Source organism: Arcanobacterium phocisimile, assembly GCF_016904675.1.
GTDB classification, from domain to species: Bacteria; Actinomycetota; Actinomycetes; order Actinomycetales; family Actinomycetaceae; genus Arcanobacterium; species Arcanobacterium phocisimile.
The window spans coordinates 690,358-705,464 of the sequence record NZ_CP070228.1; the positions used below are offsets into that span (position 1 = coordinate 690,358).

The window sequence follows — 15,107 nt, forward strand, 5'->3', positions numbered from 1 at the left end:
CGAAAGCTAGCCCGCCCGTTCATGAGAATCGATGACCGCACCCGGGCGATAACCGTAAAGGAGATCCCATGGAGGGTCCAGACGTAAAATTTGCTGAAGCCGTTATTGATAACGGATCATTTGGCACTCGAACCATTCGTTTCGAAACAGGCCTATTGGCACGCCAGGCTGCAGGTTGTGCAGTCGCATACTTAGATGATGAAACCACCGTTCTTTCGGCAACCGCTGTTTCCAGCCAGCCAAAAGAACACTTCGATTTCTTCCCACTTACCGTGGATGTCGAAGAGCGCTCATACGCTGCCGGTCGCATCCCAGGATCGTTCTTCCGCCGCGAAGGCCGTCCAACCACCGACGCTATCTTGGCTGCTCGCCTGATCGACCGTCCATTACGCCCAGCCTTCGTTAAGGGCCTGCGTAACGAAGTCCAGGTTGTGGCAACCATCCTCACCATTCACCCAGATGATGCATACGACGTCGTAGCCATCAACGCTGCGTCGATGTCCACTCAGCTGTCCGGTTTGCCATTCTCTGGCCCCATCGGTGGCGTTCGTATCTCACTTATTGACGGCCAATGGGTAGCATTCCCACGCTGGTCAGAAATGCCACGCGCAACCTTCACCATGGTTGTTGCCGGCCGTATCGTAGGCGACGACGTCGCCATCATGATGGTTGAAGCAGAAGGTGGCGAAAACGCCATCGAGAACATCGCTAAGGGTGGCGTCAAGCCAACCGAAAGCGTTGTTGCTGAAGGCCTCGACGCCGCAAAGACCTTCATTCGCGTACTGTGTGAAGCACAGGCAGAGCTCGCCGCACAGGCAGCAAAGCCAACCGAAGAATACCCACTCTTCCCATCCTATGAAGATGCAGAATACGAAGCAGTTGCAGGCAAGCTCGGCAACCGTTTCGAAGAGCTGTGGGGCATTGTTGATAAGCACGAACGCGATGACGCTCTCAATGAGCTCACCGCCAAAATCGTCGAATCCCTCACCGAGGAATTCCCAGAGCGTGAACAAGCTCTGTCATTGGCAGTCAACGCACACTGGAAGAAGGCAATGCGTGAACGCGTATTGACCACCGGTGAGCGCATGGACGGCCGTACCCCGGTTGAAATCCGTACCATCACCGCAGAATCTGGTATTTTGCCACGAGTTCACGGTTCGGCACTCTTCCAGCGCGGCGAAACCCAGATCATGGGTGTCACCACGCTGAACATGCTCAAGATGGAACAGCAAATGGATAACCTTTCCCCGGTTACCTCCAAGCGCTATATCCATCACTATAACTTCCCACCATACTCAACCGGTGAAACCGGCCGCGTAGGCACACCAAAGCGCCGCGAAATCGGCCACGGTATGCTCGCAGAGCGCGCCCTCGTGCCAGTTTTGCCATCGCGTGATGAATTCCCATACGCTATCCGTCAAGTCTCCGAAGCACTCGGTTCAAACGGTTCAACCTCGATGGGCTCAGTATGTGCATCAACTATTTCGTTGATGAACGCCGGTGTTCCACTGCGCGCAGCAGTTGCCGGTATCGCTATGGGTCTTGTCTCAGGCGAGATCGACGGCGAACAGCGTTACGTTGCCTTGACAGACATCCTCGGTGCCGAAGATGCTCTGGGCGATATGGACTTCAAGGTTGCTGGTACTCGTGACTTTGTCACCGCGCTTCAGCTTGATACCAAGCTCGACGGTATCCCAGCAGAAGTATTGGGGGCGGCATTAAGCCAAGCACACGATGCTCGCCAAGCAATCCTCGACCTGATCGAAGAAGCAGTTCCAGAACCAGAAGAAATGGCTCAAACTGCTCCACGCATCATTTCCGTGAAGATCCCAGTTGACAAGATCGGCGAAGTCATCGGACCTAAAGGCAAGATGATCAACCAGATCCAAGAAGATACTGGCGCAGACATCTCGATCGAAGAAGATGGAACTGTCTTCATTGGTGCAACCAATGGAACATCGGCTGAGGCAGCTCGCCAAACCATCAACCAGATCGCAAACCCAACCATGCCAGAAGTTGGCGAACGCTTCGTTGGAACCGTCGTTAAGACAACCACCTTCGGTGCATTCATCTCCTTGGCACCAGGCAAGGACGGCCTGCTTCACATCTCGCAGATCCGCCGCCTCGTTGGTGGCAAGCGCGTTGAGAACGTCGAAGATGTTCTCAACGTGGGCGACAAGGTCGAAGTCGAACTCGCTGAAATCGATCAGCGTGGAAAGCTTTCCTTGCACGCCGTTCTCACCGAAGAACAGCTCGAAGCTGAGAAGGCCGCCGAAGAAGAGTTCAAGGCAAAGCGTGCAGAGCGCGGCGAGAACTCCGACAACGGCGAACGCCGTGACCGTGGCGAACGCCGCGAGCGCCGTCCACGTCGTCGCACCCGCAAGGGTGAAGAGTCTGGCGAGAACAACGAAACCGCTCAATCAGCTGAGTGATCAGCACACGTTGAGTAAATAGACTCACGTTGAGTAGCGATACTCGATAAATAAGTGGACGATAGCTAGTAACAGACATGTTGCTAGCTATCGTCCACTTCCACTGAAAGGGAGAACGTGAACCCTCGCGTGACCAACATAAAATATGTCATGCTTCAGGCCTGCTACTGGATGGTCTTTTGCGTATGTGTCGGCTTTATTTCTCTCTACCTGCAGGCCATGGGGTTAGCTGATGTGCAGATCGGCATCGCCACCGCGATCTTTTGCGGGGCAACCTTCCTCGCCCAACCCATGTTGGGTAACCTCAGCGACCATGTGGAAGCCTTAACTTGGAAACGTATGGTGTTGGCGTTGACCGTCGCCTATTTCGTGGTGTGTGTAGTAATGATTGCGATCCCGAACCGGCTCGTCAACGTGTTCTTACTCGGGGCGCTCTATTTTGTTGGAAACCTTATCGCTCCGTTTATCAACACTGCGCACTATCACTATTCGACCCGGGGGATTTTTATCAACTTCGGGGTGGCACGCGGAGCTGGATCGGCCGCATTCGCCATGATGGCTTTCGTGATCGGCAGTGTTGCGCAAAGCTCTGGTCCACGAATCATACCGGTTTTTGGTGCCGGCACATCCGCGCTCTTAATCGGCATGACGCTCCTCATGCCGTATTACACGATCGACCGCGACAACACCGAACATCACCAGGAACGTTCGCGGGTGAATACATTGAGTTTTTTGCGTAAATACCCGACGTTTTCTATGATGCTTTTCGCAGTACTCCTAATGTATTTTTCCCACAATCTCCTGAGCATTTACCTCTTGCAGGTTGTCCAGTCTCTCGGTGGGGATAGTACCAACTTAGGCAGTGCGCTTGCGTTGCAGGCGGCAGTCGAAATCCCGGTGCTGTTCGGGTTTTCTGTGTTAATGCGCTATTTTGCGATGAAGAATCTGATGCTTGTGGCCAGTTTTGGCTATGTGGTTCGCGCGTTGATGTATCTTGCTACGAGCACTATCCCGATGCTTTACGTCACTCAGCTGACGCAGATGTGTAGCTTCGCGATTCTTGCGGCCGCCTCGGTCTACTACACTGGCATCTATATAGAAGAGGCAGACCAAAACACCGGTCAGGCATTTATGACGAGTATGATGCCAGCCTCAACAGTGTTGGCCTCCCTAGCTGGCGGCTCGATTCTAGAATACGCATCTATGACGAGCTTACTGGTGTTCAACCTGCTCGTGACGGTCTGTGCGGTTGGCATCGCGGTCATCTCGGTACGTATGCCACAACCCCATATTTCACCGGTCTGACTTACAACGTCGCTAATTGAAATAATGCAGTAGGATATGACAAGTGCCATCGGATGCTTTCAACTGATGGCTGTCTTGTCGCACGAGGAGGAATACATGACCTTCGAAACCATCAACCTGCCGATGGATACCTATCAGACGCTGACCTTCGTTGAGGACGGCATCGTTGGGCAACGCACGATTCTGCCTGGCGGTGTGCGGGTGTTGACTGAGAAAGTCCCCGGCCAGCGTTCAGTTTCTGCAGGTTTTTGGGTCAGTGCCGGTTCGCGTGACGAAAAGCCAGGCCATGAAGGTTCTACCCACTTCCTCGAACACATGTTGTTTAAGGGAACTGACACTCAGAGCGCGGCCGACATTTCGGCACTCGGCGATTTTTTAGGCGGCACTTTGAACGCGGCCACAGCCCGGCAATACACCTCGTATTATGGGCGTGTGTTTGCTGCAGATTTGCCGCAGCTTATGGAGCTTCTTATCGACATGCTCACCCGGTCAGTGCTCGACGAAGGGGAGATGGAGACCGAACGTGGCGTTATTCTCGAAGAGTTAGCTGCCTCGGAAGACGACGTCACCGACGTCGCCGAACATGCTTTGCTTCCGTTGGTGATGGGGGATCATCCGTTAGCCCGTCCGGTTGGCGGTACGCCAGAGACGGTTGCTGGGCTGAAGCATTCGCACATGCTTGAGCATTACACGGCGAACTATCAGCCGCACGAAATCATTTTCACTGCGGTGGGCGACGTCGATCATCAAGATTTTTGCGAGCTGGTTCAGGCTCTGCTGCTTGGCGGTGGCTGGAAGCTTGACGACGGTGCGATGCCAGCTGGACGACGCCGAGTCTCGGATATTAGTTATTCGACGACCAGCCAACATGTGCGTTTGGAACGTCCAGGCCGGCAGACTGCGGTAGCGATGGGATGGCCCGGTTTGAAGATCGGGGACAAGCGGGAATACACCGCGATGGCTCTCGAGTTGATTCTCGGTGGTGGCCCGTCCTCGCGGCTATTCCAAGAGGTTCGCGAAAAGCGCGGCTTGGCGTATTCAACGTATGCGTGGCAGATGACTTCTGCAGAAGGCGGACTGTTCTTGCTCGAAGCGCAATGCCAGCCAGACCACGCTGAGGACGTTGCGGCGATTATGACTCAATGTTTAGAAGATATTGCCACTGGTGGGGTTAGCCAGCAAGAGATGCTGACGGCGTTTAACCAGCGACGTGCACAGCTCGTGTTTTCTGCCGAATCGAATGGTTTTAGGCGCTCTAGGCTGGGCCAGTCAGAAATTTTTCATGGAAATATTACTTCTATTGAGAGCTCACTGGAGAAGTCACGTCACGTGAGTGCTACAGATGTGCAACAGCTAGCGTCGGAGATTCTTCTACAGCCACACTCGCTAGTGATTGCTGGGCCAGAAAAGACCCACTGACGTCAACACTGACGCCAACAACGTGGTGGCCGCGGCGTTAGAGCAGTGCCCACCACAAGAATTCAGCGACTTCGCCGCCGTCGACGTTGGCCACGCGGCGCAATGGGCGAGCTCTAAACCCGGTTTGGGTGAGCAGATTGGTCATCTTGTCGTGGCCTGCAATAACCCAGATATGTATTTCGGTAGCGCCGGCGTCTTTTGCGATATCGGTCATCGCGGCAAGCATCCGTGCGTCGTGCTGCTGCGTAGCAAAACGTGAAGGCACATCAAACGCCTGGATCTCGAAAGCCACGCGCTTATGACCGGTTTCCTCGTCGAAACCATTCGGGTCATCGCCGTCGAGAATCACCGGATCTGCTGGTGCGAGTACTGCGAAACCTTCTACGGTTTCATTCGCATCTGCAACCAGAACGTGATAGCCGGGGATCGCTGGGCGCGATAACGTATCGGTCCACACTGAAGCCAACGAACCGACGTCGAGCATCATGCGGGTAGACACGCCAGGGCTAGAACCCATGCCGGCACTGATCGCCTCCAACATCGCTTCAGACTGGATCTGCCCAATAGCTAACGCATCGGACACAATTGCGGGACGTACAGATAATTTATCGCTACTCACGCACCCATTCTTGCAATCTTGACAGGAGAAAGCGAATCGATCCCAATACCGTTCCTATTGTGTTCGTAAACGTGAGATACTGGAAGTGTGAATGAATTATTGCCTCCAAAACTCCAACCAGATACCGTACGCATAGTCCCGCTCGGCGGAATTGGCGAAATCGGCCGAAATATGACCGTCTTCGAACTCAACGGGCGGATCCTCATCGTCGACTGCGGCGTTCTTTTCCCAGAAGAATCTCAGCCCGGCGTGGATCTTATCCTTCCAGACTTTGACTATATTCGAGACCGGATGGACGACGTCGAAGCCATCATTCTCACCCACGGTCACGAGGACCACATCGGTGCGGTTCCCTACCTTTTGCGGTTGCGAAATGATATCCCGATCATTGGCTCGGAACTGACTATTGCGCTCATTGAAGCCAAACTTGCCGAACATCGCATCAAGCCGTATGTGATGGTTGTTCAAGAAGGCGATGTCGAACAAATCGGTCCATTTGAATGTGAATTCGTCGCGGTCAACCATTCGATTCCGGATGCGCTTGCAGTAGCTATCCGCTCAGTAGCCGGCACGATTTTACACACCGGCGATTTTAAGATGGACCAGTTACCACTCGATGGTCGCATCACTGACCTGCGTACGTTTGCTCGTCTCGCTGATGAAGGAATTGACCTGTTTATGGTTGATTCCACGAATGCTGAAGTGCCCGGATTCGTGCGATCTGAAGGCGAAATTGGGCCAGTACTAGAAAACGTTTTCGCACAAGCAGCCGGCCAAATCGTCGTTGCATCCTTCGCTTCGCACGTACACCGCGTCCAGCAAGTGCTGAATGCTGCCGCGAAATTTAACCGCAAGGTGTGTTTCGTGGGGCGTTCGATGGTGCGCAACATGGGGATCGCTGAAGAACTCGGATATCTCGATGTCCCCGATAACGTGCTCATTGATTTGAAGAACGCACATTCAGTTGCTCCAGAACAACTCGTCTATATGTCCACCGGTTCCCAGGGCGAACCGATGGCTGTCCTCTCTCGTATTGCTAGCGGTAGCCACAAGTCGATTACAGTCGGACCGAATGACACCGTCATTTTCGCATCTTCGATGATCCCGGGCAACGAAAACTCGGTTTTCCGGCTGATTAACGGGTTAACGAAACTCGGTGCCCGCGTCGTCCACCAAGGAAACGCGAAAGTCCACGTTTCGGGCCACTCTGCGCAAGGAGAGTTGATGTACTGTTACAACATCGTCGAACCAGAGTTCGTCATGCCAGTACACGGCGAACCACGCCACCTGGTAGCGAACGGTGCTATTGCAGTCAAGACCGGTGTTCCAGCTGCAAACGTTTTACTTACAGAGGACGGCTCGGTTGTTGACATGCACGACGGTAAATGTGCCATCGTTGGCGAAGTGCCATGCGGCCACGTCTACGTTGACGGATCTTCGGTTGGTGAAATCACCGAAGCTGAACTCACCGATCGTTTGACGCTCGGCGAGGAAGGCTTCATCGCCGTCTTTGCTGTGGTTGATGGGCAGAAGCGTTCGATTATTGCTGGCCCACATATTCAAGCTCGTGGAATGGCAGAAGACGATTCAGTCTTTGACAATATCTTGCCCAAGGTCACTGAAGCCCTCGAAGAAGCAATCGCTTCCGAAGGCGCAACAACCTATCACATGCAGCAAGCTATGCGTCGCGTACTAGGCCGCTGGGCTGCCAAGTCGCTTCGCCGTTCACCGATGATCATTCCAACGGTGATCGAAGCCTGAGGGTAAGCTCGAAAGCTGTTAGGCTAATGGTTTTGAAGGTTGGGAACATTTACCGATGCTCCCAACCTTCTTCGTATGAGTCGTGAGAAAAATGTGAACGACGCAAAAGTTTTTTATACTGAGATTAATACTATTATAGGTATTTTTTCTTTAGCTTCTGAATGCCCGCTTGATTGATCCATTCCTCGGAAAAGCCGCAACTACAACAGACATATCTATCGACTAAAACTGCGGAAAAATAAGTCAAACCTACTACTATATTGTTTCCTACGCCGTAGGCCCTTGCGCTTCCGGGGACCTTGCCAAGTTCATTACTGCCGCACTTTGGGCATTTATGAGGATTTTTCATGGAAAAGTCACCTCATCATATTCTAATTTATTTTACCATTTGTCATTATTGTGAAAACCGTTGCTGGCCTATAGCCCAAGTAACCGGTACCGTGTGCATTCAGTTTGCATTTTCGGTATGAAACTGGTGATTTCTGCGGGTTTTTGGCTGGAAATGCAAACTGGATGTACAAGAGGCGCCATAGAGGTGGCCGGGTTCTGAAAAATCTCAGAACCCGGCCACCAGTGGAGAGGTAATTCTAAGCATCAAGCTGCTGGCAACGCCCACGCTTTACGCGGATCGAAGGAGATTCTCGCCCAATCACCTTCGGCAGCGATCTTGTCGATATTCGGATCGGATTCAATCACAACGATCGTGCCGGATTCGCTTTCTACCTCGTATTCAACATGGTCACCGAAGAACACGCTAGATAATACGCGAACCGTGCGGCCAACGATTGCGCGTGGATCGCTATCGGCAAGTCCTACGAGGCGCATCGATTCTGGGCGGACGAGGACAACTGTTTCATCGCTACCGGCTACTGAACTATGCGCCGGAACTGCTAACTCCGCTTGCAACACATTCACCCGCACTTGACCACTGCCTCGCTCCAGAACGTCACAAGGCAAGAAGTTTGCTCGTCCAATGAAATCAGCAACAAACACGGTAGCAGGGTGGCGGTAGATTTCTTCGGGAGATGCCACCTGCTCGATTCGGCCGTTGTTCATCACTAACACCCGATCTGACAAGGTCATAGCTTCAGACTGATCGTGGGTCACATACAGCGAGGTGATCCCCAGCCGGCGTTGCATCTGCCGTAATTCCATACGCATGCGTTCACGGAGCTTGGCATCCAGGTTAGAGAGCGGTTCATCGAATAACAATACTTTCGGTTGCATGACGATTGCTCGGGCTAACGCCACGCGCTGTTGTTGGCCACCAGAAAGCTGAGAAGGAGCGCGGTCTTGCAAACCCGTCAAACTCATCGATGCCAACACTGCATCCACAGCAGAGTCCATCTCAGCGCGCTTCATTTTCTTGATCTTTAAGCCATATTCGATATTCTCGCGGACTGTCAGATGAGGGAAGAGCGCATAAGATTGGAACACCATAGTCATCGGCCGCTTTTCCGGTGTCACTGCCACGATGTCCTTGCCATCGAGTTCGATAACGCCAGAGGATGGTGTTTCGAAACCGGCAACCATGCGTAGTGTTGTTGTCTTTCCACAGCCAGAAGGCCCAAGTAGAGTTAAAAACTCGCCCGGCTCAATCTCAATATTCACATCATCGACAGCGCGGAAAACGCCATGATCGGTAGGGAATTCTTTGATAATATCTCGTAGAACCACGCGTCCTTGCGGGCCTGTTGGGGAAGTTGTTGTCTTATTCATGAGAGGTTTCTTTCCTAGGTTCGTGCACGTTCAGTATGAATTGACTATTATTTGTGGCTACTGTTAGGTAGCTTTTTCTTCAACTTTGTCCAACCATCGCCAAGAATCAGTTCGATAATTCCGATTACTACAATGACGATCAAGAACAACACCATTGAAAACGCGAACGCGTTTCCGAATCGGCCAGCATCAACTTCTGCCAAAATTTTCTTCGTCATAATCTGAACATCTGGAGTGGCCAAGAAAATCACGGGGGAGAGGGTTGTCATGGCCCGCGCGAACGCGTAGATCAAACCAGCCGCGAGTGCCGGCTTAATCAGCGGCAATGTGACTTTGCGGAAGGTTTTGAACGAATCAGCGCCAAGGGATGCGGAGGCTTCTTCGATAGATGGCGATATTTGTTGCAAGGTGGCGATTGCTGTTCGCTGGCCGGAGGGCACCGAACGGATGACGTAGACCATAATGATGGCAATTGCTCCACCGAAGAGTGCCGCACCGCCACCAAGAGCCGGAAGCCACATACGGCCACCAAAAATGACTGGGTTATTAAACGAAATAGCGTATCCCAAGCCGACTACAGTACCGGGTACCGCCAGACCGAGCATGCCGATAAAATCAACAATTCCGCGCCCATGCTTGAGTTTTCTTACTACCAGCCATGCGATGATCATAGAAAGGAAAGCAGCGATAGGCGTTGCGATGAGCGCCATCACGGTGGTATCGAGGATTGCTTCGTTGCCGATGCCGGATAGGACGTAACGGTAGTTATCCAATGTCCAGGTATTATCAACACCTAAAATGTTGACGAAGGATCCAATAATAACGGTGACATACAGAGTAATAATGACTGCCACAACGAGCCCGACGGCGGCGAGGATTGGAATCCGCCAAGAATTATCTGTGATGAGCTTCTTCTTACCGGCTGGTTTTCCGGTAACAGTCACAGTGTTCTTTCGTCCAACCCAGTACTGCTGGATAATAAATACCAACAGAGATGGTACGAGTAAAATGAGGGAGTAGGCAGCACCAGCAGGAATGTCGTATTCGCCGGTGAACGCGATATATGCCCGGGACGAAAGCACAGTAAAATCGCCACCGATCACTAGTGGGTTTGCCAGATCTGCGATTGCTTCAACAAACAACAACAAGAACGATGCTGCAAAACCAGGCAACATGAGTGGCAGGGTAATGCGTGTGAAAATGTTCCATTTGCTTGCTCCCAAATCCGCTGCGGCTTCTTCTAACGAAGGATCGAGAGTGGACAATAACCCACGGAAATTCATATAGGAAACTGGGAAGAAAGAAAGCGTGAGTACTAAGGCCATGCCTTTTAAACCGTAGATATTGAAATTATCTAGGCCCAGTAACCCGTTGGTGATGATGCCGTTGCGTCCCAAAAGAGTAATGACTGCGGTTGCAACTGCAAATGGTGGCGCAACAATCGGGATGAGTGCTAGTAGATTGAGAAGTTTCTTGCCTTTGAAGTCAAGGCGAACGTGTGCAAACGCCAACAGGAACCCGATGAGCGTTCCCGCTAATCCGACCACAACCCCGAGAATGAGAGTATTGACGATGATTTGCCGAGGGTAAGGATCGGAAACCATAGACGTTAATACTTCAAGGCCGCGTTCGCCGAGTGCCTCTGAGAAGACGCGGATTAGCGGGAACACTGTGAGGAGTAACAGAATAGAGACGACGACGATGGTAATGATTAGCGTTGGCACGTCTCGTCCGTGTTTACGTTTGTTCTGAATGGTGCGTCGGATTTCCCGCGCAGTAGCAGTTGTATCTGTGCCTGGCTGTGGCGGAACCGCTCCAACTATTGGTGCAGTGCTCATGATTTTTGTCGCTCCCTATTCGTGTGACAACTTATTTCGACGGTGGCGCGACGACTTCGTTATCGAACCGTTTTGTTAGTTCAGCTCGCTTTGCGCCAGCTTCGGCGAAGTCCCAAGTGAGTAGGTTGACTTCGTCAAGCTTGGTGATACGAGGATCGTCTTTGGCATCTGGATGAGTGTGTGCCTGGTAGGAACCAACCTCAGGTCCAATGTTCTGTGCTTCAGGCGAGATAGCAAAATCAACATACTTTTTCGCTAGGTCAAGATTCTTGGTGCCTTTGATGATTGCTACGCCACCGACTTCGTATCCGGTTCCATCCTTAGGTGTAGTGATAACCATGTCGCTCATGCCTTGTTCTTTATAGAGAGCGCAGTCATGAATGAATGAAATTCCGGTAGTTACCTCGCCACGTCCAGCTGCTTGGCCGGGCGCAGTACCAGACTTTGTGTATTGGAGAATGTTTCCAGAGAGTTTCTTCATGTAATCGATAGCTGCATCTTCGCCTCCTAGTCGGAGGTTTTGTGCCCAGAGTGTGGTGTAGGCGGTACCCGAGGTTGATGGGTGGGCAGATTCGACTTGTTGAGCCAGTTCTGGTTTGAGCAGGTCGTCCCATGACTCTGGAGCGGGCAAACCGAGCTTAGCAAGTTGTTTCTGGTTAGAGCAGAAGCCGAGCACGCCGATATAAACTCCGGTCCATGTGCCTTTTTCATCCTTGTACTTCGCCGGAATCTTTTCAGCTTCTGGTGACTTATAAGGCTCTAACAAATCTTCTTCATTTGCGGCGCCGAATCCGTCTGCTGGGCCTCCGTGCCAGATATCAAATTCTGGATTCCCTTTGGTGGCGGTGAGACGAGCTACTGTTTCACCTGACGAAAGACGGACAAATTTAGTTGGAATACCAGTTTTTTCTTGGAATGTTTCGGTCCACTTTTGGCATAGCTGATCGAGTGCGCCGCAAGCGACTGTCAGGCTTCCACTACCTTCTGCTTGTTTACCTTCGTCAACTGCACATCCAGTTAGCGAAACGGCTCCTAAAGTGAGCACGGAGACTAGTGTAAACGATTTTTTAGTCAACGATGACATTGGTTGCTCCTTTGCATAAATCACATCATTGTGATGATTCCACAGTCTCACATATGATGCCTTTTTAGGGAGCATTTTCTGTTACAGATCGTTACAGATGTGTTACATGCACGAATATTTAGCCACGAAAGATAAATTGTTTCATTCCAGAATCGCGGACCTCTAACGTATCGATATCATATGTTTCTCTGATGGTTGAGGGCGTGAGTACATCGGATGGCGTCCCGTAGCAGGCGACCTTTCCGTCTTTTAACACGATAACGTCATCGCAATATCGAGAGACAAGGTTGAGATCGTGAAGTACGATAACTGCGGTTGTTGATAGCTCACGTATGAGAGCCAGGATCTGATGCTGATACGTGATATCTAGATGATTCGTGGGTTCGTCAAGCACAATACACGGGCAGTCTTGGGCGAGTGCACGCGCAATGAGCACACGCTGCCGTTCACCTCCCGATAAAGAGTGGAGATAACGATCCTTCGCGTCGGACATGCCGACTAATGACAGCGCACGCTGCGCATGTGTCACGTCAACTTTGCTGTATCCTTGCATGTCTTTGCGATGCGGGGCACGGCCAAGCATAACAAGATCCCACACTCTCATACGGCTTGCGTCATATTCGAATTGAGAAACAACAGCTAACTGGGTCGAAATCTGCGAAGGCTTGAGCTTTTTAAGAGGCACATCGAATAGTCTGATTTCCCCCTCGTGTAATGGTTGTGCACCGAAGAGTGACCGTAACAACGTGGTTTTACCAGAACCATTGGGGCCCGCAATCCCCAAAATTCGGTTAGGTAAAACATTGAAAGAAACGTGGTTAAGAACTGTTCGTTCTCCGAAGCTGATGGAAGCGTTTCGTACTGAGAGAGGGAAATCAGACATGAGTGTTATTTCTTGAGCTGTTGGGCAAGATCGATAGTTCCGTAAATGGCACTAGGGGAGGCGTAGGCCATCGCAGATTCCGCATAGTAGATCCGGTTATTTTTAACTGCTTTCATATCGCCATATCCTGGAATCTTTTCAAGCCGTTTGAGCGTGCTTTCTTTGGTTGCACCGCCCATGCCCGTCAGAATGATGATCATATCTGGATCAGATTTCACGAATACTTCGGGTGCGAGCGGGCCTTGGTGTGGATGGTAGTTCGGATCGATTGCCGAATGGATGCCAAGTGTTTTGTTGATATCACCAATGACACCTTGTTCTCCGTAACTAAACAAGCCATCGTCTTCGCCGAAGTAGTAGGCATAGGAGACTCGTTCTCCATGACCGGGTTGTTCGTTTTTGATTTCTGCGATGCGAGTCTGAAGATCTTGTACAGTTTTTTGTGCGGCATCTTCGGTTCCCAGTATTCTTCCAAGCTGGGTGATCTCACGAAGAATAGTTGTGAAAGATTCATCAGGGGTTTGGTCTGGGTAGAAATAGTGGCATTCTGAAGAATCAACAATCGCGGGAATTCCCTTATCGGCAACACTCGAAGGGGAGAGGCCAGCTGAATCGAAGCCTCCGCCGTACACCAAGTCTGGCTTTACACTCATAAGCCCTTCGATCGAAAGTGCGTCATCTGTGATAACGGGAATGGAATCCGCGCGCTTTCCCATCCATGATGCTGCTTGTTCGCCCCATTCGTTGGCACGCCCAATAACATTGTTCTCGCCTCCTGCGGCAAGAAGATACGCCAAACCAGTGACTCCCATAGAGACTACTTTTGTTGGAATCCTGGTTAGTGTGGTCTCTTGCCCACAGTTCTTCACTACTACCGGAGAATCGTAGGCAATAGAATCTGAAGCTTCTGCTTTTCCAGAAGGAGTGGAACACGCGCCCAAAGCTCCAACTAGAGCTAGCACGCATATTCCCGATACAAGTTTTCTGCTAGTTTTCATAAGGTATTCCTTTGATAGTTATGAGGCATATTTTTTGATAAGGACCATGAGCATAGGAGTCCCAACGATGGCGGTCAGAATTCCAATAGGAAGTTCTGCGGGGCGCAGCATAATTCGTGTACAGATGTCTGCGTTGACAACCAGAATGGCACCAAGCAAGGCAGTGAGTGGAAGTGCGCAACGAGTCATCTCTCCAACCAGTAGCTTGGCAAGATGTGGAACCACAAGTCCGATGAAACCTATTGCGCCGGTTAAGGACACGAGCACCGCGATAGTAAATGCAACGATGATAAATAAAAGATTTCGATAAAACGCTGGGTGTGTGCCTAACGCTCGAGCTGAATCGTCGCCAAGATTTAACACGTCGATTCGTCGTCCAAAAACAAAGAACAGAATGAACGCGATGCTTGTGGTGATCGATGCGATCCCGACGTCGTTCCACGAAGCTGAACCAAGTGAACCAAGCGTCCAGAACATAACCGACTTCGTTCCTGCAGCATTCTTCGCCAAAATAGCAATGAGGCTGGTGAGGGCGGAAAACAGATAGCTGACTGCCATTCCCGCAAAAATAATTCGGGTAGGGGAAGCGCCACCACCAGCCGTGGCAAGAAACGAAACCGCGGCGATTGCGATTAAAGCTCCAAAGAAGGCGCCCAGAGTGACTCCTAATGAAGCCAACAACGTGTTCGAAGCTCCCACGACGATAACGAGCGCAGCTCCGGCGGACGCGCCAGAAGAGATACCTAAAATATATGGATCGCCAAGAGGATTGCGTAAAAGAGATTGAGTTATGAGCCCGCAGATAGCGAGCCCCGCGCCGATAGTTGCTCCGAGGAGCGCGCGCGGAATTCGTATTTCGATGATGATCTGTAAATCGACGTCTGTAGGTGAACTATCCGACGTGCCGAAGGCGTAGAAAATTCCGTCCACAGTAGAGCTGATTGAGATATCGCTTGCCCCGATCATGATGGCAAGGATCAGGCTGACACTGAGAATTATTGCGGTGACAAGGGTGATTAATAGGCGTGATTTTCTTGTGAGGAGCATAG

Annotated in this window: 11 protein-coding genes; 4 read left to right on the forward strand and 7 right to left on the reverse strand. The window is 51.4% G+C overall.

Annotated features, from left to right (window positions below; translation table 11 throughout):
* Positions 1-68: 68 nt before the first annotated feature.
* The 3 genes from JTE88_RS03055 to JTE88_RS03065 all read left to right on the forward strand — a co-directional run bounded on the left by JTE88_RS03055 (position 69) and on the right by JTE88_RS03065 (position 5,156).
* Positions 69-2,432, forward strand: coding sequence for a polyribonucleotide nucleotidyltransferase (locus tag JTE88_RS03055; RefSeq protein WP_204425304.1), 2,364 nt, complete (start codon positions 69-71; stop codon positions 2,430-2,432).
* A gap of 129 nt (positions 2,433-2,561) precedes the next feature.
* Positions 2,562-3,737: an MFS transporter gene (locus tag JTE88_RS03060; RefSeq protein ID WP_204425306.1), complete on the forward strand. Its 1,176-nt coding sequence runs from the start codon at positions 2,562-2,564 to the stop codon at positions 3,735-3,737.
* 96 nt (positions 3,738-3,833) lie between these two features.
* Positions 3,834-5,156, forward strand: a complete 1,323-nt coding sequence (locus tag JTE88_RS03065) for a M16 family metallopeptidase (protein WP_204425308.1) — start codon at positions 3,834-3,836, stop codon at positions 5,154-5,156.
* A 37-nt stretch (positions 5,157-5,193) separates the two neighbouring features.
* Here JTE88_RS03065 and JTE88_RS03070 read toward each other — a convergent pair whose 3' ends face one another.
* Complete coding sequence (locus JTE88_RS03070; protein WP_204425310.1) at positions 5,194-5,775, reverse strand: hypothetical protein; 582 nt, start codon at positions 5,773-5,775, stop codon at positions 5,194-5,196.
* A 171-nt stretch (positions 5,776-5,946) separates the two neighbouring features.
* On the opposite strand from JTE88_RS03070, the gene JTE88_RS03075 reads away from it, so the two are divergent.
* Positions 5,947-7,536 (forward strand): ribonuclease J, encoded by a 1,590-nt coding sequence (locus JTE88_RS03075; protein WP_239519581.1) that lies wholly within the window; start codon positions 5,947-5,949, stop codon positions 7,534-7,536.
* Positions 7,537-8,130: 594 nt separating this feature from the next.
* Here the strand turns inward: JTE88_RS03075 and JTE88_RS03080 are convergent.
* The 6 genes from JTE88_RS03080 to JTE88_RS03105 form a co-directional block, all read right to left on the reverse strand.
* A complete protein-coding gene (locus JTE88_RS03080; protein WP_204425314.1) occupies positions 8,131-9,255 on the reverse strand; it encodes an ABC transporter ATP-binding protein in 1,125 nt (374 codons plus the stop codon).
* Between the two features lie 47 nt (positions 9,256-9,302).
* Entirely contained in the window at positions 9,303-11,093 is a 1,791-nt protein-coding gene (locus JTE88_RS03085; RefSeq protein WP_204425316.1) for an ABC transporter permease, read from the reverse strand.
* A 31-nt stretch (positions 11,094-11,124) separates the two neighbouring features.
* Positions 11,125-12,138, reverse strand: coding sequence for an ABC transporter substrate-binding protein (locus JTE88_RS03090; RefSeq protein ID WP_338021082.1), 1,014 nt, complete (start codon positions 12,136-12,138; stop codon positions 11,125-11,127).
* A gap of 157 nt (positions 12,139-12,295) precedes the next feature.
* The gene (locus JTE88_RS03095; protein WP_204425320.1) at positions 12,296-13,060 is read right to left on the reverse strand and encodes an ABC transporter ATP-binding protein; all 765 of its coding nucleotides are present in this window, start codon (positions 13,058-13,060) and stop codon (positions 12,296-12,298) included.
* 5 nt (positions 13,061-13,065) lie between these two features.
* The gene (locus tag JTE88_RS03100; protein ID WP_091282028.1) at positions 13,066-14,058 is read right to left on the reverse strand and encodes an ABC transporter substrate-binding protein; all 993 of its coding nucleotides are present in this window, start codon (positions 14,056-14,058) and stop codon (positions 13,066-13,068) included.
* Between the two features lie 18 nt (positions 14,059-14,076).
* Complete coding sequence (locus JTE88_RS03105; RefSeq protein ID WP_204425321.1) at positions 14,077-15,105, reverse strand: FecCD family ABC transporter permease; 1,029 nt, start codon at positions 15,103-15,105, stop codon at positions 14,077-14,079.
* Positions 15,106-15,107: the final 2 nt, after the last annotated feature.

What these genes read in the sequence shown, in the direction of transcription:
- JTE88_RS03080 (WP_204425314.1), bottom strand. Translation starts at nt 9,255, where the DNA reads ATGAATAAGACAACAACTTCCCCAACAGGCCCGCAAGGACGCGTGGTT.
- JTE88_RS03105 (WP_204425321.1), bottom strand. Translation starts at nt 15,105, where the DNA reads ATGCTCCTCACAAGAAAATCACGCCTATTAATCACCCTTGTCACCGCA.
- JTE88_RS03065 (WP_204425308.1), top strand. Translation starts at nt 3,834, where the DNA reads ATGACCTTCGAAACCATCAACCTGCCGATGGATACCTATCAGACGCTG.
- JTE88_RS03085 (WP_204425316.1), bottom strand. Translation starts at nt 11,093, where the DNA reads ATGAGCACTGCACCAATAGTTGGAGCGGTTCCGCCACAGCCAGGCACA.
- JTE88_RS03055 (WP_204425304.1), top strand. Translation starts at nt 69, where the DNA reads ATGGAGGGTCCAGACGTAAAATTTGCTGAAGCCGTTATTGATAACGGA.
- JTE88_RS03100 (WP_091282028.1), bottom strand. Translation starts at nt 14,058, where the DNA reads ATGAAAACTAGCAGAAAACTTGTATCGGGAATATGCGTGCTAGCTCTA.
- JTE88_RS03075 (WP_239519581.1), top strand. Translation starts at nt 5,947, where the DNA reads ATGACCGTCTTCGAACTCAACGGGCGGATCCTCATCGTCGACTGCGGC.
- JTE88_RS03095 (WP_204425320.1), bottom strand. Translation starts at nt 13,060, where the DNA reads ATGTCTGATTTCCCTCTCTCAGTACGAAACGCTTCCATCAGCTTCGGA.